Origin of the sequence: Streptomyces sp. NBC_01549 (assembly GCF_026339955.1) — a bacterium.
In the GTDB taxonomy this organism is placed as follows: domain Bacteria; phylum Actinomycetota; class Actinomycetes; order Streptomycetales; family Streptomycetaceae; genus Streptomyces.
Window position 1 is genome coordinate 3,275,082 of the sequence record NZ_JAPEPW010000001.1, and the last position, 25,748, is coordinate 3,300,829.

A 25,748-nucleotide genomic window follows, 5' to 3' on the forward strand; every position below is an offset into this window, starting at 1 on the left:
AGTGGGGCGAGCGGTCTGTGGTGGCGGGTCAGGGGGCGCGGGGGGCCGGAGGTGTGGGGGTCGGGGGCTCGGTCGGCTGTGTTGGTGTCTCGGGGGGTGCCGGGGTGCGACGGGGGGCGCCCTGGGCCATGGACTGGGCGGTGTTGGAGACGGCCTTGATGCCCAGGTAGGCGGTGGTCATGCTGCTCACCGCGGTGAACGCGGCGGTGAGCACGCCGACGATCACGGCCTTGTCGCCGTCGAGCCGCCAGACGCCGAAGATCGCGACGCCCGAGATCGCGAGAATGCTGACGACCACGGCCAACAGCCCGTACCGGGCCCGGTCCTTCTCCAATTCGGTGTCCCGAATCACTCTGGCCACGTTCCGGCTCATGTCTTCCCCGCCCCGAAGAAACCTGCTGGACCGGGCAGAACATAGCGGCGGCCGAGCGCCGGTGCCAAGCGAGCCGCCCGTCACCGGTCGCGCCCGTCCCGGCGCGAAGAAAGGGGCGAACCCTTTCGGGTCCGCCCCTCCTCAGCTGTCCGCGCGGATGTCATCGCACGTCGACGTAGTCCTCCGTGCCGTCGCCCACGAAGTGCTTGCTGTCGGGATACAGGAAGACGGGTACCCAGGTGCCGTCCTGCTGGGCCTTGAAGCCCTTGCTGAAGGATCCGTTCGATTTCGTGGTGACGGTGGACATCAGGTACCAGGTCTTCTTGCCCTTGGGCCGGAAGAGGATCTGCACCTTCTTGGCGCCGTACGCCTTCCAGGCGGTGGTGCCGGCCTTGCGCTCCTGGAGCACGCCCTTGACGGTGATCGTCCGGCCCTTGGCGACGGGCTCGGGAGACGCGTTGGCGTCCTTGATCCGGGTGAGGGCGCGGTTCCTGCGCAGGCTGCCGCTGACGCCGCCCTTGATGTCCTTGGTGGTGGAGCCCGCGTAGTGCAGCCGCCAGTAGCCGTCCGTGTAGCCCGGCAGCTTCTCGACGATGAACTGCGAGCCGTTGGTGGTCTGCACCGTCTTCTTGGTGCTCCAGCCGGTCCTGCCGTCGCGCGAGTACTGGATGTCGACGGCGATCTTGTCGTTGGTGTCCCGTCCGACCAGGTCGGCGATGCCGGTGACGTCCAGCTGTGCGTACTCGTCCAGTCGCGCCGTGAACTCGGTGAACTTCGTCGTCGCGGTGACCGCCACGGTGACGTCGGCGGACGCGGTGCGCTGGATGAAGGGGTTGAACGGGTACGGCTGGAAGGCCACCTTGAAGACGTTCTTGCTGCCGTACGCGTACTTCGTGAAGGAGAAGCGTCCGTTCGCGTCGGTGGTCGACTGGACGGGGTTGCAGGTGGTGCAGTCCTTGTAGTCCATCTGCAGCGGGACGCCGGACAGCGGCTTCCACTCCGTGCCGCTCTGGTACTGGAGCGTTCCGGTGACGTTGAACTTGTCGTTCGCGGTGACGTGGAAGCTGCTCTTGTCGAGGACGAACCGGGTCGGCGCGGCCTTCGGCCGGACATCGACCCAGGGACTGGCGGCGAAGCCCAGGTCGCCGTTGTACTCGGCGAAGGTCCAGCCGCCCGCCGTCGTCTCATGGGAGGCGGAGAAGTGGCCGGCGTCGTCCGTGACGGCGGTCGCGTCGACGTTCTGGTCGAAGGTGAGGTCCACGGTGGCGCCGGGCAGCGGCACCGTCTCGCGGGTGCTGGGGTCGCGGACGACCATGTCACCGGCGGCCGTGACCGTCTTGTGCTCGATGTCCGGTTCGGTCGGCGTGACCGAGTAACCGGTGATGACGGGCTGCTTCTGGTAGTGCAGAGTGCCGGCGTTCTGCTGGACGGTGGTCTCGCCCGAGGAGTCCGTGGCCTCGATGTCGACCGTGTAGTCGCCCAGGGAGTCCAGATGGATGGGCTGGGAGGACCAGGTGCCGTCCCACGAGCTGTAGTCGTACGTGTGCGTGAAGTCGGTGATCGTGGCCACGGGTGCGTCCGACCCGCTGTCGCCGACCGGGCGGAGCTTGGCGGTGATCTTGTCGATCGAGCCGCTGTAGTTGAGGCGGACGTCGAGGACCGACCAGTCGGCCTGGTCGCTGTACGCATTCTTGACGTTCGGTCCCGCGGCGTGGGCCGTGCCGGGTATCGCGAGTGTGGCGGCCAGGACGGCACCGGCCGTCACCACTCCTCTGGCGATGTGTCTCAAGAACCCCCCTCAGGCTCTCTGTGAGCGACGAAAACCCCCTCCGATTCGATTCGGAGGGGGTTTTCGTTCTTGTGGCTGGGGCCGGGGTCGAACCGGCGACCTATCGCTTTTCAGGCGATCGCTCGTACCAACTGAGCTACCCAGCCACGAGGTTTCCTGGGAAACCTCAGCGGTCCTGACGGGATTTGAACCCGCGGCCTCCACCTTGACAGGGTGGCGAGCACTCCAAACTGCTCCACAGGACCAAGCTGTTGCGTGCGACGCGTAAAACAGTGTCGCACACGGTGTTGCGTGCCCCCAACGGGATTCGAACCCGTGCTACCGCCTTGAAAGGGCGGCGTCCTAGGCCGCTAGACGATGAGGGCTATCGGCCCGCCTGGGCGCTTCTCAGCGCGTCGGGGACGTGAGAAGCATATGGGATGGCGGGAGGTATCGCCAAAACGGTTTACGGGGTGCTCGTGGAGGGGGTCGGGGAAGGGGTGGACGACTGGGGCGCGCCTGGTCGGTTCTCCTTCGGGAGGTGGCGGCTGACCTCGGCCGTCGTCAGGCCCAGGCCGCCCAGTCTGATCTCGTCCCAGGCCTGGAGGCGGCGGGTGCCGCGGTCGACGTAGAGGACCGAGGCCTCGATGGGGTCGGGGTACTTGCCCTCGATCGCGCGCAGCCCGCTGCCGCCCGTCGAGCCCTCGACGCGCAGGCGGGTTCCGTACTTCATGACCTCCATCTGTTCGTGGTGGAGGTGACCGGCCAGGACGAGGGGCACCTCGCCGTCCGTCCCGCGTGCCGCCGACGGCTCGTGGGCGATGGCGATGTCGACGGGGGTGCCCGCCGTGCGCTGGTCGCGAAGGGCGGAGGCCAGGCGGGCGCCGGCCAGATCCTCCGCCGCGTCGCCGCCCGGGACGACCGACCGGTCGGGGGTGAACTGGGGGTCGCCGATGCCGGCGAAGCGCAGGCCCGCGACCGTGATCGCGCGGCCGTCGTCCAGGACGTGCACGTTCTTCATGCGTTCCAGGTAGCGCTGGGTGACGAGGCTGTCGTGGTTGCCGCGCACCCAGACGTAGGGCGCGCCCAGGTCGGGGATGGGGTCCAGGAAGCCGTTCTCGGCCGACGTTCCGTGGTCCATGGTGTCGCCGGAGTCGACGATCACATTGATCGAGTACTGCTTCACCAGCGACGCGATGATCTTCCAGCCCGCGGGGTTGAGGTGGATGTCGGAGACGTGCAGGACCCGGATCGTGGACGGGTCCGGCTCGTACGTCGGGAGCGTGGACGTGACGTCGTAGAGCTTTGTCACGTTCGTCACCAGGCGTGCCAACTCCTCCTGGTAGACGTTGAATTCGCTGACGATGTTGCGGGCGTTGCCGACGAGGGAGGGGGCGGAGGAGAGCAGTCCGGAGAACCTCGGTTCCAGGACCGAGTTCGGGTTCCAGGTGGCGAAGGCCGTCGCGCCGGAGGCGGTGAGCAGAGTGAGGGCCAGGCCACCGGCGGCCAGGGCGCGGCGCGGGCGGCGGTAGACCGCGAGGCCGAGGGCCGTGGCGCCCGACACGACCGCGACGCAGGACCGTACGGCCAGGTCGAGCGTGCCGTGCTCGACGTCGTGCGCGACCTCGTCCTGCAGTCCCGAGAGCCGCTCGGGGTGGTCGACCAGGGCCTGTGCGCGGACCGGGTCGAGCTGGTCGACGTTCACGTCGAGGCGGACCGGTGCGACGTGGCTGTTGAGCTCCAAGGCGCCGAGCGGGGAGACGTTGATCTTGGTGCCGCCGGTGGCCGAGGGGCGCAGGGTCATCGTGGTGTTCATGGGGCCGACCGGGACACGGACATTGCCCACGATCAGCAGGCCCAGCCAGGCACCGAGGAGGACGACCGCCATCAGGCCGAGCGCCCGGGCGTACGGGTTCGGCTCCTGGACGAGTTCCTCGGTGACGGGGCGGAAGCGGGGGGTGCGGCGGAAGCGGCCGGAGGGGAGGTTGTGGCGTTTGCGGGTCAGGGTGGTGGTGACGGCGGACATGGCGGTGGTGACGGCAGCGGGGACGCGGGCCATTGGTCCCGTATGCCCAAGTGTGGCGGCGGGTATGCGGGGTCGTACGGGGTTGTCGTCGACTCTCCTGCGAGGCGGTCGTGCCGGACAATGGCCGTGTGCTGGAGATGACGCGCGAGGAGTTCGAGGAACTGGTCGCCGAGGCGCTGGACCGGATTCCGCCGGAGCTGACGCGGCTGATGGACAACGTGGCGGTGTTCGTCGAGGACGAGCCCGACCCTGCCGATCCCGAGCTGCTCGGGCTCTACGAGGGAACTCCCCTGACCGACCGCGGGGAGTGGTACGCGGGGGTGCTGCCGGATCGGATCACGATCTACCGGGGGCCGACCCTTCGGATGTGCGAGACGCGGGAGGACGTGGTCGCGGAGACCGAGGTCACCGTGGTGCACGAGATCGCTCATCACTTCGGGATCGATGACGAACGGTTGCATGCGCTCGGCTACGGGTGAGCGGGTGAGGGCGGGCGGGGGAGCGGGCGGCGGGGAACGGACGCTTCTTGGCGCTCGGACGCGTGTCATGTTCCCGCGTGTCCTCTTGCGGGCGGCGGGAGTTGGGCAGGGGGACTCCCCGATCCGTCCCCAGGCTCTCGGCCCCGCCGAGCAGGGGAGACCCCATCCGGAGGTGGCTGCCCGTGCGCGCCTTGTACGTATCCGTCCGTCTGGCCGCCACGGTCATCGTCGCCGCGTCCGCCGCCGGCTGTATGAGCGTGGGTGACGACGCGGGCCGGCCCGGGCCCGCGCACTCGGCGGGGCGGCACGGCGGGCGGGCTCCCGGCGGGGGATCCGCGGAGGGCGGGAGTGGCGCCGGGATCCACGCGGGGACGGGCGTGAAGGGCGGTGCCTCCGCCAAGCCCGGTGAGTCGGCCTCCGGATCGGCGTCCGCGTCCGCGTCGGCCTCCGGGGGCGCGAAGCCGTCCGCCAAGGCGACGGGCAAGGGGGACGGCAAGGGGCAGCCGGAGCAGCCTCCGCCGTCGAACGGGGTGCCGAGTCCCACACACCCCACGTCCGAGCCGACTCCGCCGCCCCCTCCCCCGCCACCGCCCGTGACGTCGGCGCCCGATCCGACCACGGCGGAGCCCTCGTCCTCGGCGCATGAGCAGACCACGCAGCTGGTGGAGCGGGAGCCGGCGCCGCGGGCGGGCGAACCGGCGTAGAACGGGGTGGCCGGAAAGTCGGCGGGGACGTGGGGAATACGCTCGGCCCCGGTAGGTGTTACACCCCCTGTCATCAGACGTAAGACCTTCCCTACGCACCTGACCTGCTCTTTTGGGGTCGGTTTGCCTTCAGGGGCGGGGGGTGCGTATGGTGGTAGATCGTTTGATCCCATTTGCCCGGCGCCATTGCAGAGAGCGCCGCGTGTGGCGCGTACTCTCCCTTGCCGTGGCCGGACCGCATAGAGGCGGTCGATTGCGACTTCACGGAGTTTGGGCGCGTGCCGAAGAACTCCGGAAGGTTCGCATTTCGCATGTCTGTTTCCAGTACTGATCACGTCGTCGTGCCCGAGAACAACGAGAACGACAACAACGAGGGCATCCAGGCCGTCGTCGAGACCGTCGAGATCGTGGAGACGGTCGAGGCCGTCGACGCCGCCCCCGAGATCACCTTCGACTCCCTCGGCCTCCCCGAGGGCGTCGTCCGCAAGCTCGCCCAGAACGGTGTGACCACCCCGTTCCCGATCCAGGCCGCGACCATCCCGGACGCCCTGGCCGGCAAGGACATCCTCGGCCGTGGCCGCACCGGCTCCGGCAAGACCCTCTCCTTCGGTCTGCCGACCCTGGCGCGGCTCGCCGGCGGTCACACCGAGAAGAAGAAGCCGCGCGCCGTCATCCTCACGCCGACCCGTGAGCTGGCCATGCAGGTCGCCGACGCGCTGCAGCCCTACGGCGACGTCCTCGGCCTGAAGATGAAGGTCGTCTGCGGCGGTACGTCGATGGGCAACCAGATCTACGCCCTGGAGCGCGGCGTCGACGTCCTCGTCGCCACCCCGGGCCGCCTGCGCGACATCATCAACCGTGGCGCCTGCTCGCTGGAGAACGTCCAGGTGGCCGTTCTCGACGAGGCCGACCAGATGTCCGACCTGGGCTTCCTGCCCGAGGTCACCGAGCTGTTCGACCAGATCCCGGCCGGCGGCCAGCGGATGCTGTTCTCAGCCACCATGGAGAACGAGATCTCCACGCTGGTCAAGCGCTACCTGACCAACCCGGTCACGCACGAGGTCGACAGCGCCCAGGGCAACGTCACGACGATGTCCCACCACATCCTCATCGTGAAGCCCAAGGACAAGGCGCCGGTCACCGCCGCGATCGCCTCCCGCAAGGGCCGCACGATCATCTTCGTCCGCACCCAGCTGGGCGCCGACCGTATCGCCGAGCAGCTGCGCGACGCCGGTGTGAAGGCCGACGCACTGCACGGCGGCATGACCCAGGGCGCGCGGACCCGGACGCTGGCCGACTTCAAGGACGGTTACGTCAACGCGCTCGTCGCGACCGACGTTGCCGCCCGCGGTATCCACGTCGACGGCATCGACCTCGTCCTGAACGTGGACCCGGCCGGTGACCACAAGGACTACCTGCACCGCTCCGGCCGTACGGCCCGCGCGGGACGCTCCGGCACCGTCGTGTCGCTGTCGCTGCCGCACCAGCGCCGTCAGATCTTCCGGCTGATGGAGGACGCGGGCGTCGACGCCGCGCGGCACATCATCAACTCCGGTACGGCCTTCGAGCCCGAGGTCGCCGAGATCACCGGCGCCCGCTCGATGACCGAGGTCCAGGCCCAGTCGGCGGGCGACGCCGCGCAGCAGGCCGAGCGCGAGGTGGCGCAGCTCACCAAGGAGCTGGAGCGCGCGCAGCGTCGTGCGGTCGAGCTGCGTGGGGAGGCCGACCGTCTGGTGGCCCGTGCCGCGCGCGAGCGGGGCGAGGACCCGGAGGCGGCGGTCGTCGCGGCCGCGGAGGCTCTGGCGGAGCAGGCGGTGGCCGAGGCTCCGGCCGAGACGCCGGCCGTGTCCGAGCAGCCCGCCGCCGAGCGTTCGTCCTACGAGCCGCGTCAGCGCCGTGACGAGCGGGGCAACTACGAGCGCCGCGACAACGACCGCGGTGACCGTGGTGGTTCCGGCTTCCGTCGGGACAACGACCGTCGTGACGACCGTGGTGGCCGTTCGTTCGAGCGTCGCGATGACCGTGGTGGTTCCGGCTTCCGTCGGGACAACGACCGTCGCGATGACCGTGGTGGCCGTTCGTTCGAGCGTCGCGATGACCGTGGTGGTTCCGGCTTCCGTCGGGACAACGACCGTCGCGATGACCGTGGTGGCCGTTCGTTCGAGCGTCGCGATGACCGTGGTGGTTCCGGCTTCCGCCGCGACAACGACCGTCGTGACGACCGTGGCGGCTTCGACCGTGACCGTCGGGACAACGACCGTGGCGCCGCCGGCCGTTCGTTCGAGCGTCGTGACGACCGCGGTGGTTCCGGCTTCCGCCGCGACAACGACCGTGGCGCCGCCGGCCGTTCGTTCGAGCGTCGCGACGACCGTGGCGGTCACCGTGGCAGCGACCGTCCCTTCAACCGCGACCGTCAGGACAACCGTCCCTCCAGCGGTTTCCGCGCCGGCAGCCACGACCGCCCGTACGGCCGTCGCGACGACCACCGCGGCACCGGCACCGGCAGCGGTACCGGCACGGGTTCCTTCGGCCGCCGCGACGAGAAGCCCCGCTGGAAGCGCAACGGCTGATCGCGGCACCTGGTCGCAGCACCTGATCGCAACAGCTGATCGCAACGGCTGACGCCGATCCGCTTCTGAGGGCCCGTACGACTCCGGTCGTACGGGCCCTCCGGCGTGTTCGGGGCCGGCCCGCAGCCGTTCTCTTTTTCACTACCGGCACCCGTGTGGCCGCTGTTAGCATCCGATCACTTGCATGGAGGGGCACGGCCGAGGGGGATTCGACGCGGCTGCGCACAGGGTGCGGGGAGGATCTGCCCCCGCTGCCATGCCGTTCTCGTTTCCCTGGGGAGGGACCCTTGATCACGCGCGTGCGCGCACGCACTTCGGCGGCCCGGCGCGGCCGGATCGCACTCACCGTGGTGGGCCTGGCAGCCTTGGGCGCCGGTTCGCTGACCGCCGCGGTTCCGGCCGCCGCGGACACCACGCCGACACCCGTCCAGACGGACGGCGTGTGGGGCATCGACTACGCGGGCGGCTTCCTGACCAGCGTGGAGAACACCCCGAGCGGCTACCAGTCGGTGATCGGCCGTCAGATCTCACCCGACGGCACCACGGTGCTGGAGCGGACCCGCCGCGGGTTCGCCGATGTCTTCGCGGACGGCAGCCATGTGCAGCGGGTGCCGTGCGACGCCGGGAGCTGCGTACCGCTGCGGTCCACCGGCAATCAGCACGTCGGCTACTTCGCGGTCGACGAGCACGGCACGGAACGCGCCCAGATCTGGCTGACCGAGAGCACCTCGGACTCGGCCGACGAACCGGCGGTGACCGGCGGCCGGTTCGTGGACGCCACCGGCCGCTACTACGTCTACCAGGCCACCTCCACCGGCAAGCAGTACGTCGACGCCGTGAACCCGTACCGCTACGAGGACGTACGGCTCACCCGCTCCATCACCGCCGCCTCCGTGTGGGGCTCGGTGCTGTGGACACCCGGCACGGGCAACGGGACCGTGACGGCGTACGACCTGGAGCAGAAGAAGACCGTCCAGAGCGTCGCCACCGGCGCGCCCTGCAAGCTCAAGGAGCTCCAGGTCGTCGGCCGCTGGATCTACTGGAACTGCGGTCCGTCCGGCGCCGCGGGTGTCTACGACCGTACGGCGAACAAGAGCCTCACGGTTCCCTCCGGTCCCGCACTGGTCGGCGACGGCTATCTCGTCCAGCACGACCGGAGCGCCGGGAAGCTGATGCTGACGGACTACCACACCGGAACGGCTCAGGCCGCTCGCGCGGTCGCCGACCTCCCGGCCGGGAACACGGCCGACCAGCGCCGTCAGACCTGGACCGTGGACAAGTTCGGCGGCGACATCGCGTACGTCGGCCAGGACAAGGCGATCCGGATCGTGCAGAGCGGGGTGCCCACCCAGTCGCTCGCGAAGGTCGAGTCGGACGTGGACGGCGACCAGGTGGACGCCAGGGTCGGCGTGGGCGGCAGCCTCACCTGGGACAGCTTCTGGCAGCTCAACAAACCCGCCGACTGGACCTTCACGGTGAAGGACGCCCAGGGCCGCACCGATCGTGTCATCAAGGGCAGCGGTACGTCGATCGACGTCGCCTGGGACGGGAAGACGGACTCCGGCGCTTACGCGTCCAACGGCCCCAAGACCTGGACGCTGAAAGCCACGGCCGCCGAGGGCGCCGGCACGTACACGACCAGCGGGAAGTTCGCGCTCACCGGTGGCCGGCAGGGCCATCACGACCAGGGCGGCTACAACTACGGCGAGCTGGTCACGCTCAACTCCTCGGGCGGCCTCACGCTGCACTACACCGAAGGCAAGGGCGCCCTCGACTGGAAGCGCTCCGGGTCGGGCTGGCCCGCGGGCACCGTCGCCGTCCCGTTCGGCGACATGGGCAGCGACCGGTGCGCCGAGATGCTCGTCCGTATGCCGAACGGCGAACTGCGCCGCTACGCGGGCAAGTGCGGTGACCCGTACACCCCGGCGAGCAGCCACACCTCACTCGGTACGGGCTGGAACGCGTACAACGTGCTCACCGCACCCGGCGACCTCACCGGCGACGGTCGCGTCGACCTGCTGGCGCGCAAGGCCTCGACCGGTGACGTCTACCTGTTCGCCAACGACGGCGCGGGCAAGCTGAAGGCGGGCGTGAAGATCCGATCGGCGTGGACCGGCTACACGAAGATCGTCGGAGCCGGCGACCTGAACGGTGACGGTTTCGGTGATGTGTTGGCGCGGGACAAGACCGGGACGCTGTACCGGTACAACGGCACGGGGACGGGTCTGCTCAAGGAGCGGGTGAAGGTGTTCTCGGGCTGGGGAGGCTCGTACAACTCCGTCGTCGGCGTCGGGGACATCACCGGGGACGGGAAGAACGACCTGGTCGTGCGGGACACCTCCGGCAATCTCTACCGCCAGGACGGCAAGGGGAACGGGTCGTTCGGCTCACGAGTGAAGATCGGCAGCGGCTGGAAGGGCTACAAGGGTCTGTTCTAGCCAATCCCACGCCGCCGTTGGCGCATGTCGATCCCCCGGCGAGGGAATCGCTGGGGGCATGACAAATGACGCCAAGGCGAGTGGGCTGTCGGACGAAGAACGGCTTGCCCAGCTCGGCTACACGCAGGTTCTCGCCCGCCGCATGTCGGCGTTCTCCAACTATGCGGTCTCCTTCACGATCATCTCGGTCCTGTCGGGCTGCCTGACGCTGTACCTGTTCGGCATGAACACCGGCGGTCCGGCCGTGATCACCTGGGGATGGGTCGCGGTCGGACTGATGACGCTGTTCGTGGGGCTGTCGATGGCCGAGATCTGTTCGGCCTATCCGACCTCCGCGGGGCTGTACTTCTGGGCCCACCGGCTCGCCCCGGCGCGGTCCGCGGCCGCCTGGGCCTGGTTCACGGGGTGGTTCAACGTCCTGGGACAGGTCGCGGTGACCGCCGGCATCGACTTCGGCGCGGCGTCCTTCCTGGGCGCGTACCTGAACCTGCAGTTCGACTTCGGCGTCACGCCGGGCCGTACGATCCTGCTCTTCGCCGGGATCCTCGTCCTGCACGGGCTGCTGAACACCTTCGGGGTCCGGATCGTCGCCCTCCTCAACGACATCAGCGTGTGGTGGCACGTGCTGGGCGTCGGGGTGATCGTGGGCGCGCTCGCCTTCGTACCGGACCACCACCAGTCCACGTCCTTCGTGTTCACGCACTTCGTCAACAACACGGGCTGGGGCAGCGGGGTGTACGTCGTCCTGATCGGCCTGCTGATGGCGCAGTACACCTTCACCGGGTACGACGCCTCCGCCCATATGACGGAGGAGACGCACGACGCGTCCACCGCGGGCCCGAAGGGCATCGTGCAGTCGATCTGGACCTCGTGGATAGCCGGATTCGTGCTGCTCCTCGGCTTCACCTTCGCCATCCAGTCGTACGACGACGAGCTGGGCTCGGCGACCGGTGCGCCGCCGGCGCAGATCCTGCTCGACGCGCTCGGAGCCACGGCGGGCAAGCTCCTGCTCCTGGTCGTGATCGGCGCCCAGCTCTTCTGCGGCATGGCGTCCGTGACCGCCAACAGCCGCATGATCTACGCCTTTTCGCGGGACGGCGCGTTGCCGTTCTCGCACGTCTGGCACACCGTGAGCCCGCGCACGCGCACGCCGGTCGCGGCGGTGTGGCTGGCGGCACTGGGCGCCCTGGTGCTGGGGCTGCCGTACCTGATCAACGTGACGGCGTACGCGGCCGTGACGTCGATCGCCGTGATCGGGCTCTACATCGCGTACGTCATCCCGACGCTGCTGCGGCTGCGCAAGGGGGAGGCCTTCGAGCCGGGTCCGTGGCACCTGGGCCGCTGGTCGCGCGCGATCGGCGTCGTCTCGGTCGCCTGGGTCGTCGTGATCACCGTGCTGTTCATGTTGCCGCAGGTCTCGCCGGTCACCTGGGAGACCTTCAACTACGCCCCGGTCGCGGTCCTCGTCGTCCTGGGCTTCGCCGCGACCTGGTGGCTGGCCTCGGCCCGCCACTGGTTCCTCAACCCCGGCCACGCCCGTACGATCGCCCGCGTGGCGGCCCGCAAGGACGCGCCCGAACCGGTTGATCCGTAGGGCTGTTCGCTGTTGGCGTGGCCGGGTCGCCGATACCCGATCGGAGTCCCGGCCTCGTCCGGCTATGCTCGGGGATGCATCGGCACGGGATCGATCCGGGCCGACGTGTGGACCCTTAGCTCAATTGGCAGAGCAGTGGACTTTTAATCCATTGGTTGTGGGTTCGAGTCCCACAGGGTCTACGGCTGCGGGGAGAGGGTAAAACCCCTCTGACCTGCTACGCAGCGCTCGGGTCGGCTTCGGCTGGCTCGGGCGCTGTTTCGATTTCGGGACCTTGCGTGCGCGATGCGTGAGCGGATGCGCCCGTGGCCCGCGGATCAGCTTCGCCGCCTTCTCGGTGATCCTACGGTCCAGCGCAGGGAGCAGGCTCGTGCAGGTGTCCGAGGTCAGCGTGATGGGGGGCAGGTCGGTCGTGGCGAGGATGCGGCGGAAGGTCTCCGAGACTGTCTCGGGGTGGAGCCGGGCACCGTCCTCCTTCGTGAAGACCTTGCCCGTGTCCTGCCAGGCGTCGCCCCACTCCGCGCGCTCCTTCTCTTGGCGGAGGTGACGAGGCCGGCGCCGAGGAAACCAAGCCACCGACGCACTCGACACCCGCACACCGACCTCGCCGACGACACACACGCCCAGGCCCACTTCAGCGCCCTCGGCGAGCTGATCGAAGCCACCGCACAGACGGCGCCCGCAAATCTGCGCGCCGAACTGCAGGCTGCATCCAAGGCGTTCGCCCGAGCCCAGCGTTCCGAATCCAGCACACCGGCCGAAACCCGGCGCCCAACCGTCGTACCGAAGCCGCCCGCCGACGCTCGACCACCGCAGGCTCGCCACCCACTCAGCACAGCGGTAGCCTCCAGCTCGCAGCGGCGGCGACACACACCGAACGGCAGTACCGTCAGCGTCGGTAGGCACCGCGGACTCCACGTGCCCAGCTGGCACTGCCAAACCGGATCTGCCTCCGGTGAACTGGTGAACCGAGATGTCGCTCACCCCACGGAGACGGCGGCCGTGATGCGAGCCGGCCGCGGAGCCCATGTCTCCCGACCGTGTGACGCACGCCACGGGAACCTGCCCTGCCGCGTGGACAAGGATGGACGTGGACTACTCATTGCACACCCGGATACGGGCAGGCGACCCCGAGGCGTTCCGCGAGCTCTTCCGTGACCACGCCCGACTGATCCACCGGCACGCGGTGCGCGTGACCGGGGACTGGACCGTCGCCGAGGACATCGTCTCGCTGACCTTCTTGGAGGCGTGGCGGCTGCGCGTCAAACTGCGGGACGAGGGCGACAGCCCGCGCCCCTGGCTCATGGGCATCGCCGTGAACGTACTGCGCAACACCACCCGCGCCGCGCGCCGCCACAAGCGGGCCCTGGAGCGCCTGCCGGCCAAGGAAACGGTCCCGGACTTCGCCGACGAACTCGTCGGCCGCATAGCCGATGCCGACCAGCTGGCTGCCGCCCAGCGGGTGCTGAAGAAGCTGAACCGGAGCGAGCGCGAGGTCTTCACACTCTGTGTGTGGTCCGGGCTCGGCTACGCGGAGGCGGCGGCCGTGCTCGGCGTTCCGGTCGGCACCGTGCGCTCGCGCCTGTTCCGCGCCCGTAAGCGGCTGAGCAAGCTGGCCGACGAAGACCTGAGGAAACGCAGGGAACCGCTACCGCGCCACGGACAAGAACAGGGCGGCCGCACTTCTGCGGCCCGGTCACACGAGTCGTACGAGGAGAGGTCCGAATGATCCGCAAGAAGTCTCGGCGTGAGGAGTCGCTGGACCACGCGGAGCTGGCCCGGTTGCTGCCGGCGCCGGGAGACCCGCACCTGTCGCTCGACCGTCACCTGCTTCTCGAGGAGCACCTGATGAACGAGATCCAGCGCACCGCACCCGCCCCCGCGCCCGCCCCTGCGCCGGCCCGCCGCCCGGCACGCCGTCTCCTGCTGATCGGTGTCCCGGTCACCGCCGCCGCGCTGGCCGGCGCATTCGCCTTCACCGCGCTGACCGGTTCCGGGGGCGTCGATCCGGCCGTGGCCACCCCGCCCCCGGTCGAGGCGCCGGTCGTGCGTATCGAGCCCGGCAGTACCGCCCAGCTCGCCTCCACCGTCGAGCACATCGCCGCCGCCGCCTCGGCGCGCAAGACGCCCGAACCCGGCCCGGGCCAGTACGTCTACGTCAAGAGCGAGGTCTCCTTCCTCTCCGTCTCGCACACCGACACGGACAAGTCCAAGGCCTGGGTCCAGCCTCTGCACATCCGTGAGGTGTGGAATTCCCCCGACGGCAAGCAGGGCTGGCTGGACGAGCCCGGCTACAAGCCCAAGGGCGGCATCACCCTCGACAGCGACGTCGAGCCCAGCTTGGGCGCCCCCTCCTACGACTACCTCAAGACGCTGCCCACCGACCCGGACGTCCTGCTGGAGAAGATCTACAAGGAGACCAAGGGCCAGGGGAACTCCCCCGACCAGCAGGCCTTCACCACGGTCGGTGACCTGCTCATTGAGGAGCTCGTACCGGCGAAGCTGAACGCAGCGCTGTACCGGGCCGCGGCCAAGATCCCCGGGGTCGTGGTGGTGGACCATGCCAAGGACGCCGCGGGACGCGAGGGCATCGCCCTGGCCCACGTCGACCAGAAGAGCGGCGACCGCACCGAGTGGATCTTCGACCCCAAGACGTACGCCTATCTCGGCAGCCGCGCTGTCCAGGTCAAGCAGGCCGACGGCGTCAAGCCCGGCACGGTCATCGAATCCACCGCCGTGCTGGAGCGGGCCGTCGTCGACGCCCAGAAGCAGCGCCCCGGCGCGCAAGGTACCGGTGCGTGAGAACGCGATCGCCCCGCTGGGACGGCGCTGGGACGGCGTCCAGTGACAGCAACTTCGCGGTGGGGGCGGCGAGGGTCGGACTCACGCACACGGACGTCGTGTTGGCGATGCCGCCGCCTACCTCGAATCCGTCTTCCGCAACAGCGGACACTGGCGTCGGTCGCCACGAACGGGCCAGGCCCCGCCGATCCTTCCCGGGGCTCAGGCGGTCCCCGGGTGGGTCCGCGCCGCTGTGCATTCTGGAGGTCGGTATGTGCGCGGTCCATCACTAATTGATCGCCAAGTGCCCGCCTGTAGTCCGTTTTTGACTCACTTGAGTCGAGATACGTTCCAGGGTGGGTGATTCTGCCCCCAGTCGTTGGGGTTCTGGTGTTAGGTGCTGCGCTTGTGATTTGGGCAATCAGGGCATGGCGCCAACGTCGACGGGACCGAAAAGCCCCGGGTCAGAGGGATCTGACCCGGGGCTTCGGTGTGCTTTGGGGGTGCGGGGCCCGATGGCTCAGCCCGCGGTGAGCTCCGGCAGCGGGAGCGTGTGCTGGGTCTGCAGGACCTTGGCGCGCAGGTAACGCACGTTGTGGGCGGTGGTGAAGACGCCCGTCGGGACGCGGTGGGAGACCGTCACACCGAGGTCGCGCAGCTGCTCGGCCTTGTCCGGGTTGTTGGACAGCAGGTCCAGGTCGTCGATGCCGAGGGCCTGGAGCATCTGGGCGGCCGCCGTGTAGTCGCGGCCGTCCTCGGGCAGGCCGAGCGCGGCGTTGGCGGCGTACGTGTCGAGGCCCTGGTCCTGGAGGGCGTACGCGTCGAGCTTGTTGTAGAGGCCGATGCCGCGGCCCTCCTGACGGAGGTACAGGAGCACCCCGCCGCGCTCCGCGATCTGTTCCACCGCCTCGCGCAGCTGCGGACCGCAGTCGCAGCGGGCCGATCCGAAGACGTCACCGGTCAGGCATTCGGAGTGCAGCCGCACCAGCGGGGTCGCGCCGGGCTTGCCGAGCACGACGGCGAGGTGTTCCTTGCCGTCGGTCAGGCCGTGGAAGGTGACCAACTCCGCGTCGACCGAGTAGCCGTCGCCGAAACGCAGGGGCACAGTGACGCGGGTGCGCACCGTGGCGGTGGGGAAATCGCGCATGTTGTCTCTCCGGTCAGCGGGTGTGGTGCGAGTTGCGCCGGTTATGCTTCACATTTGAAGCACTGCCTCGGAGACAGACAGTACACGGTGCTTTAACGTTCAAGCAACGGCTTTGGTCGATTGCGTGTCGCACGGCTCACGAGGAACGTCGCCGTGCGGCTGACGAAGAACGCCGTCGCCGACTTACGAGGAACGCCGTCGCCACGGCAGATCTTCCCCGCAGGCCCCGGGATTCTCTCCCTGGATGCCGCGCGTGATGGCCCCGCAGATCTCTTCCAGCTGCCCGACCTGCTCCGGGGTCAGCCGGTCGAAGACCGCCGTCATGACCTGTTCCGCGTGGCCCGGCGCCGCCCGCTCCAGAACGGCCATGCCCTCGTCCGTGAGGACCGCGATCTGGGTGCGCTTGTCGCTGTGGCAGCCCTCACGGCGTACCAGACCGTCGTTCGCCAGCCGGGTCACGCCGTACGTCAGCCGGCTGCGGGTGATCTTCAGGATCTCGGCGAGGTCGGTCATCCGCAGCCGCCGGTCCGGCGCCTCGGACAGCATGGCCAGGATGGAGTAGTGAAGGTGGGGCATGCCCGTCTCGGCCTGGAGCTGCCGGTCGATCGTGTCCTCCAGGAGCGAGGTGGCGGCGTTGTACGCGCGCCAGGCACGCTGCTCGGCGGGGGAGAGCCAGCGGGTCGTCATGCCGCCAGTGTAGGTATTGTTTAAAACTTGAACCGTGCGCTCGGAGCTGGAGGGTCATGCCCCACCCCTATGTCCTGTTGTCCGCCGCCGTCTCCCTGGACGGCTTCCTGGACGACACCGGCCCCGAACGCCTGCTGCTCTCGGGCCCGGCGGACTTCGACCGGGTCGACGAGGTGCGGGCGGCCAGCGACGCGATCCTGATCGGCGCCGGCACCATCCGGGCGGACAACCCCCGGCTGCTGGTCAACTCCGCCGAGCGGCGGGCGGCGCGGATCGCCGCGGGACGCCCGGAGTACCCGCTCAAGGTCACCGTCAGCGGCTCCGGCGACCTCGACCCGGACGCCCAGTTCTGGCACACGGGCGGCGAGAAGGTCGTCTATACGACGGACAAGGGCGCCGAGCGTGCCTGCGACGCCCTGCGCGGGCTGGACGTCGACGTGGTCCCGACCGGCGCCGAGCTGGACTGGCGCGTCGTACTCGAACATCTCCACGACGTACGCGGGGTGCGGCGGCTCATGGTCGAGGGCGGGGGGCGTGTGCACACCCAGCTGATGGCGCAGGGGCTGGCGGACGAACTGCAGCTCGCCGTCGCCCCGCTCTTCGTGGGGGAGCCGGACGCGCCACGGCTGTTCGGGCCGGGTGGATATCCGCCCGGGCGGATGCGGCTGGTGGAGACACGGCCGGTCGGGGACGTCGTCCTCATCCGCTACGCCCCCACCGCACCCGGGGCCGGCGCTCTCGCCTCCGCCGCGGACCGGCACTGGCTGGAGGTCGCCTGCGAGCTCGCGGCGCTGTGCCCGCCCTCGGAGACCGCGTTCAGCGTGGGGGCGGTGGTGGTGGCGGCCGACGGCACCGAGCTGGCGCGCGGGCACTCGCGGGAAGGCGACGATCCCGTCGTGCACGCCGAGGAGGCGGCGCTCGCGAAGATCGATCCCGCGGATCCACGCCTGGGCTCCGCCACCGTCTACAGCAGCCTGGAGCCGTGCGCGCGGCGGGCGTCCCGGCCCGCGCCCTGTGCGCGGCTGATCCTCGACGCGGGGGTACGGCGGGTGGTCACCGCGTGGCGCGAGCCCGACACGTTCGTGACGGGGGCCGACGGGAACGGGCTGCTCGTGGCCGCGGGGGCGGACGTGGTCGTACTGCCGGAGTTCGAGGAGCGGGCCGTGGCGCCGAACCGTCACCTTCTTGCGGCCGGGTAGGGGCGGCCACTTCTTCCGGCCGGGTAGGAGCCTCGCGGTCGTCCGCGAAAACCCTGGTGAATCGGGCCCCGCGGATGGCGTACACTAATTTCAACGACGCGGGGTGGAGCAGCTCGGTAGCTCGCTGGGCTCATAACCCAGAGGTCGCAGGTTCAAATCCTGTCCCCGCTACTGAAGGCCAAGGGCCGGAACTCGGAAACGAGTTCCGGCCCTTGGTTTTTCCCCTTCACCGGCCCGGTTTTCCCGTTTTACCGTCCGGCCCGGGTTTTCCCTGCCGACGCGACTATCAGTAGTCTTCTCCTCACTATGAGTTGTCTTCGGTGGCTGGAGCGGCGCGCGTCGGCGCTCGCGCTGCTGCTCGCCGTGTGCGCGCTGTTCCTCGGGGCCTGTCACGGGGGTCATGACCTCGTGCCGGACGGCGGGACCGTCGTCGCCCCGGCCGGGCACCACCACGGGCGGGGCGGAGCGGGCGGCGTCAGGTGGCCGGGCCCGGACTGACGCATCCCGGACCGACGCATCCCCCGGTCGGCCCTCACCGCTCGCCCCTCGCCCCCGCTCCGGGAAACCTGGACGGGTGGGGCAGCAGCAAGGAGGTGCGCAGCGGGCCGGAGAGCCATGCGACGAGCCGTACGACAGGTCCGGTGGGCGGTTGCGCGAGGACCCCGTGCCCGATCCGGGGCTGGGGGGCGAGCCGCTGCCCGACCCGGCCGAGGCGGACCGGCGCCGCATCTCGTACGCGCGCAGCCTCGTCCGGGTACTGCCCGCGCTGCTCATCCTGGTCGGCGCGTTCTACGACTACTTCACCCCGATGGCCTTCACCGCGGGCCCCCTCTTCACCGCCGCTCCGCTTGTGGCCGCCCCGCTCTTCTCGCTGCGCGGCACCCTGCTCACCGGCGTCACCGCGCTCGTCTCGGTGCTCACGATCCACGTCCGGTTCGGCGTCGTGTTCAAGGTGGACGCGATCACGGAGGTCGCCACCGTGGCGACCGTCGGTGTGCTGGCCGTGCTCATCAACATCCTCGTCCGCCGCACCGACGAACGGCTCGCCTCGGCCCACCAGATCGCCGAGGCGGCCCAGCGTGCCGTCCTGCCGAAGCCCGACGAGCGGATCGGCGGCCTCGAGGTCGCGGCGCGCTACGAGGCGGCGCAGGCGGGCGCGTTCATCGGCGGCGACCTGTACGCCGTGCAGGACTCCCCGCACGGCGTACGGCTGGTGGTGGGCGACGTGCGCGGGAAGGGCATGGAGGCGGTGTCCGCCGTCGCGGTGGTCATCGGGGCGTTCCGGGAGGCGGCCGAGCAGGAGGCCACGCCGGAAGCGGTCGCGCAGCGGCTGGAGCGGGCGCTGGCCCGCGAGGGCACCCGGCGCGAGGGCCTCGACGCCTTCGAGGGGTTCACCACCGCCGTCCTCGCGGAGATCTCGCGGGAGGGCGGCCTCGTACGGATCGTCAACCGCGGCCACCCGCCGCCGCTGCTCCTGCACGCGGACGGAACGCTGGTCACGCTCGCCGCCGCGAACCCCGCACTGCCGCTCGGCATGGGCGAGTTGGGCACCTGGCCGGACCGTGCGGAGGAGACGGAGTTCCCGCACGGGGCCACGCTCCTCTTCCACACGGATGGACTGTCCGAGGCCCGCGACGCACAGGGACGTTTCTACGATCCGGCCGCTCGCCTGGCCGGACGGACCTTCCCGGGCCCCGACGCCCTGCTGGTCACGCTCGCCGAGGAGGCCCGGCGGCACACGGGCGGCGCCCTGACGGACGACATGGCGCTGCTTGCCGTGCGCCGCTCGTAGCGGCGGGAGGGCGCTCTTGATCGTTGTCACGAGGGGTGACCGGCCGATGTCCCTCCGCATAACGACTGACACACCGCCAGATAACTGCCAGGTAGGGAGCTGTGGCCAACTCGCCCGATTTCCGCCGCTCATGGTCGGTAAGTCCTGGCCAAAAGTGGTTAACGATCAGTACGAACAGCTTGGAATCCGGTACCCGCGTCTATTAACGTTCGATAACGCAGCGCGGTCGTCCCAGCCGTCACAAGAGTCGGCTCCGTGCGCACGCGCCGAATCCCGCAAGGGAACCGGGGAACCACCAACTTGGGGTGAATCGAGCGTCTTTCACGGTGGAGACACCGTGGGTTGACGCGCGTAGGAGACCTTCCTGCTCCGAACCCGTCAGCTAACCCGGTAGGCGAGAAGGAAGGAAAGGAGCACGCCCACGTGGCGTCCAACCGGCCTGCCCAGCCCACTTCGTTCCCGCCGAACGACACCCAGACTTTTGGCTACGCCTACGGCAAGGACGAGGGCCCCTGGGAGGAGTGGAACCCCACCGAGGATTCCATCCGTCCCCTCCGCGGCCGGCACCGCGTCTCCAAGCAGCGCGGCGGGGGACTCGCGCGCAGCTCCACGGTCCTGGGCGTCGGTGTCATCGCCGCCGTCGGCGCGGGCGGCATGGCCACCGCGGCGCCCGGCAAGCCGCCGGTGTCCATCTCACTGCCCGACCTCTCCTCGGTCACCCAATCCGCCAAGGCGCTGATATCCGACGGCGGTTCCAGCACGCCGAAGGGCTCGACCACCCCGCTCACCAGCGCCGGTGTGACCAGCGCCGACGCCGCGCAGGGCAACAAGGACGCGGGCGAGGCACTGCGCGCCCGCATCATCCTGCAGGCCGAGTCGCAGCAGGACCAGGTCGACAAGGCGGCCCAGGCCGCCGCCGAGTCCGCCGCGGCGAAGAAGGCGGTCGCGCTGGCCGCCCAGCAGAAGGACGACGCCGAGGCCAAGGTCGTTGCCGCGAAGAAGAAGGCGGACGAGGACGCCAAGCAGAAGGCCGAGGCCGCGCGCCTGGCCGAGCTCGCCAAGAGCTACTCGCTGCCCACCTCCTCGTACACCCTGACCTCCCGCTTCGGTGACGCCGGTTCCATGTGGTCTTCCGGGTACCACACCGGCCTCGACTTCGCGGCCCCCACCGGCACGCTGATCAAGGCGATCCACAGCGGCACGATCACGGAGGCGGGCTGGGCCGGCTCGTACGGCTACCGCACGATCCTCACCCTCGAGGACGGCACGGAGCTGTGGTTCTGCCACCAGTCGTCCATCAGTGTCAGCGTGGGGCAGAAGGTGGCCACCGGCGACGTCATCGGACGCGTGGGCGCGACCGGCAACGTGACCGGGCCGCATCTGCACCTGGAGGTCCATCCGGGCGGCGGCAGCGCGATCGACCCGATGGCGTGGCTGCACAGTAAGGGCCTGAACCCCTGATCATCCCCGGAGGCCGGGGGAGCTACATGCGGAATACAGCCATCCGGTACGGCTGTTGAATTAGGGCATGACTTCTCTCCGCAAGCTAGGCTCCTCCGACCTCGAGGTCTTCCCGCTCTCCCTCGGCGGCAACGTCTTCGGCTGGACCGCCGACGAGGCGCAGTCCTTCGCCGTGCTCGACGCGTACACGGCCGGCGGCGGCAACTTCGTCGACACCGCCGACGGCTACTCCGCCTGGGTCCCCGGCCACAAGGGCGGTGAGTCGGAGACGATCATCGGCAAGTGGTTCGCCGCGCGTGGCAACCGCTCCGAGGTCGTCCTGGCCACCAAGGTCAGTACCCACCCCGAGTACAAGGGCCTGTCCGCGGCGAACATCAAGGCCGCCGCCGACGCCTCGCTGCGCCGCCTCGGCACGGACTACATCGACCTCTACTACACCCACTTCGACGACCTCTCGGTTCCCGTCGAGGAGATCATCGGCGCGCTGGACGAACTGGTCCGGGCCGGCAAGGTCCGGGAGATCGCCGCCTCCAACATCTCCGCCGAGCGGCTCGCGGAGTCCGTGGAGTTCTCCGACCGCGAGGGGCTCGCGCGTTACGTCGCCCTCCAGCCCCACTACAACCTCGTGTCACGCGACACCTACGAGGGCCCGCTCCAGGAGGTCGCCTCCCGGACCGGCCTGGCCGCCGTCCCATACTTCGCGCTCGCGTCCGGCTTCCTCACCGGCAAGTACCGCCCGGGTACGACGGTCGACTCCGCGCGGGCCGAGGGCGCGGGCAAGCACCTCGACACCGAGCGCGGCATCCGCGTCCTGACCGCCCTCGACGAGGTCGCCCAGGCCCATGACGCCGAGGTCGCCACGGTCGCCCTCGCCTGGCTCTCCGCCCGGCCGACGGTCGCGGCGCCCATCGCCTCCGCACGGACGGTCGGCCAGCTGCCGGCCCTGCTGGCGGTCGCGGACCTGACCCTGACGGACGCGGAAGTGGCCAGGCTGACGGAAGCGTCGGCCTGAAGCCGCCGGACAGGCCCTAGGACTGGTAGGGGTTGTACGTGGGATACGGCGTCGCCGGGGCGGGATATGGCGTCGCACCGGCGGCGTACGGGGGCGCGCTCGCGGGGTTCGGGGGCGCGCCGGCCGGGTTCGGCTGACCGGGCACCGGCGTGTAGCCGTACCCGGGCCACGACGGCGGCAGCTGCGGCGGTACGGGCACGCTCGGGGCCGCTCTGTGGGCCGCGTACGCGAGAGAGGGGCGGGCGACCTCCCGGCGTCGCCACAGCTCCTGCAGCAACTCCCGCTCCCGTACGACGAAGTCGGGATTGGCGCGCCCGCTGCGCCCCCGGTGCCGCAGAAACGCCAGCGAGGTCGCGTACGCCTCGTACTCCGCGACCGAGCGCGCCGCCGCCTTGCCGAAGTGGTGGGCGGCGTACTCGCGGGCCAGCCGCCGGGCCTTCATCGAGCCGAGTACGTAAGGCTCGGGCGCGGTCAGCCACCCGGCCGCCGCGTACGCCGGAAGTTCGGTCCGTACGGTCTTCAGCTCCCGCTGCCGCGTCCAGATGACGAGGAAGGTGAGCAGACCGAACGCGGGCACCATGAACGCCCCGTACACCGCGTAGAAGCCGTACTCCCCGAAGTTCGACGAGCCGTTCCACATGGAGTGCATGCCCATCGCGAGCAGCAGTCCGGTCAGGGGGAGCAGGACGCGGCGGACATGCTGGCGCTCGGCGGACAGCGCCGCGACGCCGAAGCCGATGCCGGTGAGCACGGTGAACAGGGGGTGCGCGAAGGGCGACATCACGACGCGGACGAAGAAGGTCGCGGCGGTGACGGAGGCCAGACCACGGTCGCCGCTGAGCTGGTCCGTGCCGAAGGCGGTGCCGATGTAGAGGATGTTCTCGGTGAACGCGAAGCCGGTCGCGGTGATTCCGGCTATGACGACCCCGTCGACGATCCCCGTGAAGTCCCGGCGGCGGAACAGAAAGACCAGGAGCACGGCGGCGGCCTTCGCGGACTCCTCCACGACCGGCGCTATGAGGGTCGCGCCGAGAGTGTCGGCGCTGGACGGGTCGGCGGTGGCGGTCGCTATCCATCTGGTCGCGAAACTGTTGGCGACGATCGCTATCAGCGCCGCCGCGCAGGCGCCCCAGGCGAACGCGAAGAGCAGATTCCGCCAGGGGCTGGGCTCCACCCGGTCCAGCCAGCGGAACGCGGCGACGAGCAGCGGCACGGGCAGCACGGCGAGGCCGAGGCCCACCAGGAAGCCCTCGGTGCCGGTCTGTTGGCGGACCAGGGCCAGGATGACGAGGCCGGAGAGCGCGAGCAGGGTGATCAGCGCGCCGTAGCGCACCCACTTCCGCTGCCACCAGTGTGCGTGTCGCAGCGCACCCTCGGCCGGCCCACCGGTGAGACCGCCGGGATGCGTCGGGTACGCGGGAAAGGTGGACACGGCATTGACCCTAACGAGGGAGGGGCGCTGCCCGCGACGGCGCCTGGTGGTGTTCGTCCGCGGGCCTTCAGCCGCCGGATGTGTGCTGGTCTCGGTGCTGTACGCGGCGGAACAGGAGGTCGTTCACCACATGACCCTTCTCCAGTCCCTGGCCCTCGAAACGGGTCAGCGGCCGGAAGTCCGGACGCGGCGCGTAACCGCCGTCCGGCTGGGTGTTCTCGAAGTCCGGGTGCGCGCTCAGCACTTCCAGCATCTGCTCGGCGTACGGCTCCCAGTCGGTCGCGCAGTGCACCAGGGCGCCGGGCCTGAGGCGGGTCGCGGCGAGGGTGAGGAACTCCGGCTGGATCAGCCGTCGCTTGTGGTGCCGCTTCTTGGGCCAGGGGTCGGGGAAGTACACGCGCAGCCCGGCGAGTGAGTCGGGCGTGAGCATCTCCCTGAGCAGGATGATCGCGTCACCGTTGCCGACCCGGATGTTGGTGAGTCCGTTCTGGTCCGCGAGGTTCAGCAGGTTGCCCTGGCCCGGAGTGTGCACGTCGACGGCCAGGATCCCCGTCTCCGGGTCCTCCGCCGCCATCCGTGCGGTGGCCTCGCCCATCCCGAACCCGATCTCGAGCACGACGGGCCGCTCGCCCCCGAACAACTCCGTGAGATCGATCACCCGCTGGCCGTCGATGTCGAGTCCCCACTTGGGCCACAGCCGCTGCAACGCGTCCGCCTGGCCCGTGGTGACCCGGCTGCGCCGCGGCTGGAAACTCCGGATCCGCCGCTCGAAGTGCGATCCGGCGGGGTCGGCCTTCGGGCCGTCGGGGAACCGGGGCTCCCCCTTGGCACGGGCACGCCGACAGGGCTCACCTCCGGCGGCGGAGCTGGACCGAGGCTCTTCGGGGGAGTCAATGGAGTCAGACACAGTGAGGACGATTTTACGGCGCCCCCGGGAGCAGCCTGGCGCCCCTACCCGTCTCAGAGCCCGGCCCGTCACCCCGTCACGTCCCCGCCAGCACCTCCAGTGCTCTCCGCGCGACCTCGCGCCCGATCGGGAGCGACGCCGTGGCGGCGGGAGACGGTGCGTTCAGAACATGCACCGTCCGCGGGCCCTCCTCGATGAGGAAGTCGTCCACCAGGGAGCCGTCCCTCAGGACGGCCTGGGCCCGGACACCGGCCGAGGCCGGGATCAGGTCGTCCGGCGTCACCGCCGGCAGCAGCCGCCGCACGGCCCCGGTGAACGCCGCCTTGGACACCGACCGCCGCAGCTCCCCCGCCCCGTACCGCCAGTGCCGCCGCGCCATCCGCCAGGCCCCGGGCCACCCCAGGACCGCGCCCACCTCACGGGGCCGGATGACCCCCCACCCGTACCCCTCCCGGGCGAGCGCGGGCACCGCGTTGGGTCCGATGTGGACGCTGCCGTCGATGCTCCGGGTGAGGTGGACACCGAGGAACGGGAACGCCGGGTCGGGGACCGGGTAGACCAGGCCGTGCACCAGCTCGGGACGCGCCAGGGAGTAGTACTCGCCGCGGAAGGGGAGGATCCGCATGCCGGGCTCGTCCCCGGCCAGGCGCGCGATCTCGTCGCAGTGCAGTCCCGCGCAGTTGACCAGCACCCGTCCCCGCACGATCGCCCCGTCCTCCGTACGGACGGCGACACCGAGCGCGGGCCGGCGGTCGATGCGGTCGACCCGCGCCCCGTAGCGGATCTCCGCCCCGGAGGACTCGGCGAGCTGCCGGGCCACGGCGACGAAGTCGCACACCCCCGTCGTGCCGACGTGGATCGCGGCGAGTCCGCGCACCTCCGGCTCGTACTCCGCGATCTGGGCGGGGCCCAGTTCCCGTACCGGAATCCCGTTCTCCCGGCCGCGCTGTACGAGCCCGTGCAGACGGGGCAGCTCCGCCTTCTCCGTGGCGACGATCAGCTTTCCGGTGACGGCGTGCGCGATGTCGTACTCCGCGCAGAACTTCACCATCTCGGCGGCGCCCCGCACGGCGTACCGCGCCTTCAGCGAGCCGGGCCGGTAGTAGATCCCGCTGTGGATCACCCCGCTGTTGTGCCCCGTCTGATGACGGGCGGGACCGCGCTCCTTCTCCAGCACGGTCACCCGCGTGCCGGGCGCGGCGCGCGTGATCGCATACGCCGTCGCCAGGCCGACGATCCCGCCGCCGATCACCAGTACATCGCAGTCGTGAGCGACCCGCACCTGTTCCACCTCCCGGCTTCAAGAGTGCACTGCGCCACTGACAACGCCCTCAAACCCGCGAAGCGCCGGAAGCGGCGCCGTCCGCGCTCCCGTAGG

At 70.1% G+C, this 25,748-nt stretch carries 20 protein-coding genes, 5 tRNA genes, 1 pseudogene and 1 riboswitch; of the genes and pseudogenes, 15 read left to right on the top strand and 11 right to left on the bottom strand.

Going from position 1 to position 25,748, the window contains the following annotated elements; translation table 11 throughout:
- Positions 1–28 precede the first annotated feature (28 nt).
- From OG819_RS14570 to OG819_RS14595, 6 genes are all read right to left on the bottom strand, one after another.
- Positions 29–373 carry a hypothetical protein gene (locus tag OG819_RS14570; RefSeq protein ID WP_266626131.1) on the bottom strand — a complete coding sequence of 115 codons (345 nt, stop codon included), beginning with the start codon at positions 371–373 and terminating at the stop codon, positions 29–31.
- A 160-nt stretch (positions 374–533) separates the two neighbouring features.
- The gene (locus OG819_RS14575) at positions 534–2,162 is read right to left on the bottom strand and encodes a hypothetical protein (RefSeq protein ID WP_266649741.1); all 1,629 of its coding nucleotides are present in this window, start codon (positions 2,160–2,162) and stop codon (positions 534–536) included.
- Positions 2,163–2,234: 72 nt separating this feature from the next.
- Positions 2,235–2,308: transfer RNA gene (locus tag OG819_RS14580), tRNA-Phe, on the bottom strand.
- A 24-nt stretch (positions 2,309–2,332) separates the two neighbouring features.
- Positions 2,333–2,407, bottom strand: a tRNA-Asp gene (locus OG819_RS14585).
- Between the two features lie 47 nt (positions 2,408–2,454).
- Positions 2,455–2,527, bottom strand: a tRNA-Glu gene (locus OG819_RS14590).
- Between the two features lie 80 nt (positions 2,528–2,607).
- Positions 2,608–4,200, bottom strand: coding sequence for a metallophosphoesterase (locus OG819_RS14595; RefSeq protein ID WP_266626127.1), 1,593 nt, complete (start codon positions 4,198–4,200; stop codon positions 2,608–2,610).
- A gap of 95 nt (positions 4,201–4,295) precedes the next feature.
- Between OG819_RS14595 and OG819_RS14600 the strand changes: the two genes are divergently transcribed.
- The 9 genes and pseudogenes from OG819_RS14600 (at position 4,296) to OG819_RS14640 (ending at position 14,754) form a co-directional block, all read left to right on the top strand.
- Entirely contained in the window at positions 4,296–4,646 is a 351-nt protein-coding gene (locus OG819_RS14600; RefSeq protein ID WP_067377126.1) for a metallopeptidase family protein, read from the top strand.
- Between the two features lie 182 nt (positions 4,647–4,828).
- Positions 4,829–5,350, top strand: a complete 522-nt coding sequence (locus tag OG819_RS14605; RefSeq protein ID WP_266626122.1) for a hypothetical protein — start codon at positions 4,829–4,831, stop codon at positions 5,348–5,350.
- Between the two features lie 311 nt (positions 5,351–5,661).
- The gene (locus tag OG819_RS14610) at positions 5,662–7,920 is read left to right on the top strand and encodes a DEAD/DEAH box helicase (RefSeq protein ID WP_266649743.1); all 2,259 of its coding nucleotides are present in this window, start codon (positions 5,662–5,664) and stop codon (positions 7,918–7,920) included.
- A gap of 299 nt (positions 7,921–8,219) precedes the next feature.
- The gene (locus tag OG819_RS14615) at positions 8,220–10,358 is read left to right on the top strand and encodes an FG-GAP-like repeat-containing protein (RefSeq protein ID WP_266649745.1); all 2,139 of its coding nucleotides are present in this window, start codon (positions 8,220–8,222) and stop codon (positions 10,356–10,358) included.
- 58 nt (positions 10,359–10,416) lie between these two features.
- On the top strand, positions 10,417–11,952 hold the full coding sequence (locus OG819_RS14620) for an amino acid permease (RefSeq protein ID WP_266626116.1): 1,536 nt from the start codon (positions 10,417–10,419) through the stop codon (positions 11,950–11,952).
- A gap of 109 nt (positions 11,953–12,061) precedes the next feature.
- Positions 12,062–12,134, top strand: a tRNA-Lys gene (locus tag OG819_RS14625).
- 383 nt (positions 12,135–12,517) lie between these two features.
- Positions 12,518–12,696, top strand: a pseudogene (locus OG819_RS14630) (mobilization protein); the annotation flags it as partial.
- 340 nt (positions 12,697–13,036) lie between these two features.
- Positions 13,037–13,681 (top strand): RNA polymerase sigma factor, encoded by a 645-nt coding sequence (locus OG819_RS14635; RefSeq protein ID WP_266649747.1) that lies wholly within the window; start codon positions 13,037–13,039, stop codon positions 13,679–13,681.
- The gene (locus OG819_RS14640; RefSeq protein WP_266626113.1) at positions 13,678–14,754 is read left to right on the top strand and encodes a CU044_5270 family protein; all 1,077 of its coding nucleotides are present in this window, start codon (positions 13,678–13,680) and stop codon (positions 14,752–14,754) included. The genes OG819_RS14635 and OG819_RS14640 overlap by 4 nt, the downstream gene beginning before the upstream one ends.
- Positions 14,755–15,253: 499 nt before the next feature.
- Here the strand turns inward: OG819_RS14640 and ribA are convergent, their stop codons facing one another.
- Both ribA and OG819_RS14650 read right to left on the bottom strand, forming a co-directional pair.
- Positions 15,254–15,880 carry a GTP cyclohydrolase II gene (ribA, locus tag OG819_RS14645; RefSeq protein ID WP_266433017.1) on the bottom strand — a complete coding sequence of 209 codons (627 nt, stop codon included), beginning with the start codon at positions 15,878–15,880 and terminating at the stop codon, positions 15,254–15,256.
- A 183-nt stretch (positions 15,881–16,063) separates the two neighbouring features.
- Positions 16,064–16,567, bottom strand: coding sequence for a MarR family winged helix-turn-helix transcriptional regulator (locus OG819_RS14650; protein ID WP_266626112.1), 504 nt, complete (start codon positions 16,565–16,567; stop codon positions 16,064–16,066).
- Positions 16,568–16,623: 56 nt separating this feature from the next.
- Here OG819_RS14650 and OG819_RS14655 point away from each other — a divergent pair, with 56 nt between their 5' ends.
- From OG819_RS14655 to OG819_RS14680, 6 genes are all read left to right on the top strand, one after another.
- Positions 16,624–17,766, top strand: coding sequence for a dihydrofolate reductase family protein (locus OG819_RS14655; protein ID WP_266626110.1), 1,143 nt, complete (start codon positions 16,624–16,626; stop codon positions 17,764–17,766).
- Between the two features lie 97 nt (positions 17,767–17,863).
- Positions 17,864–17,937, top strand: a tRNA-Met gene (locus OG819_RS14660).
- A 135-nt stretch (positions 17,938–18,072) separates the two neighbouring features.
- A complete protein-coding gene (locus OG819_RS14665; protein WP_266433023.1) occupies positions 18,073–18,264 on the top strand; it encodes a hypothetical protein in 192 nt (63 codons plus the stop codon).
- A gap of 76 nt (positions 18,265–18,340) precedes the next feature.
- Positions 18,341–19,558 (top strand): PP2C family protein-serine/threonine phosphatase, encoded by a 1,218-nt coding sequence (locus OG819_RS14670; RefSeq protein WP_266649749.1) that lies wholly within the window; start codon positions 18,341–18,343, stop codon positions 19,556–19,558.
- A 254-nt stretch (positions 19,559–19,812) separates the two neighbouring features.
- Positions 19,813–19,970, top strand: a riboswitch (cyclic di-AMP (ydaO/yuaA leader).
- Between the two features lie 11 nt (positions 19,971–19,981).
- The gene (locus OG819_RS14675) at positions 19,982–21,019 is read left to right on the top strand and encodes a M23 family metallopeptidase (RefSeq protein WP_266626095.1); all 1,038 of its coding nucleotides are present in this window, start codon (positions 19,982–19,984) and stop codon (positions 21,017–21,019) included.
- Between the two features lie 67 nt (positions 21,020–21,086).
- Positions 21,087–22,031: an aldo/keto reductase gene (locus OG819_RS14680; protein WP_266649751.1), complete on the top strand. Its 945-nt coding sequence runs from the start codon at positions 21,087–21,089 to the stop codon at positions 22,029–22,031.
- A 16-nt stretch (positions 22,032–22,047) separates the two neighbouring features.
- On the opposite strand, the gene OG819_RS14685 is transcribed toward OG819_RS14680, so the two are convergent.
- From OG819_RS14685 to lhgO, 3 genes are all read right to left on the bottom strand, one after another.
- Positions 22,048–23,463 carry a PrsW family intramembrane metalloprotease gene (locus OG819_RS14685; RefSeq protein WP_266649753.1) on the bottom strand — a complete coding sequence of 472 codons (1,416 nt, stop codon included), beginning with the start codon at positions 23,461–23,463 and terminating at the stop codon, positions 22,048–22,050.
- 67 nt (positions 23,464–23,530) lie between these two features.
- On the bottom strand, positions 23,531–24,370 hold the full coding sequence (trmB, locus tag OG819_RS14690) for a tRNA (guanosine(46)-N7)-methyltransferase TrmB (protein WP_266626089.1): 840 nt from the start codon (positions 24,368–24,370) through the stop codon (positions 23,531–23,533).
- Positions 24,371–24,446: 76 nt separating this feature from the next.
- Positions 24,447–25,661 (bottom strand): L-2-hydroxyglutarate oxidase, encoded by a 1,215-nt coding sequence (gene lhgO, locus OG819_RS14695; protein WP_323139344.1) that lies wholly within the window; start codon positions 25,659–25,661, stop codon positions 24,447–24,449.
- Positions 25,662–25,748 lie beyond the last annotated feature (87 nt).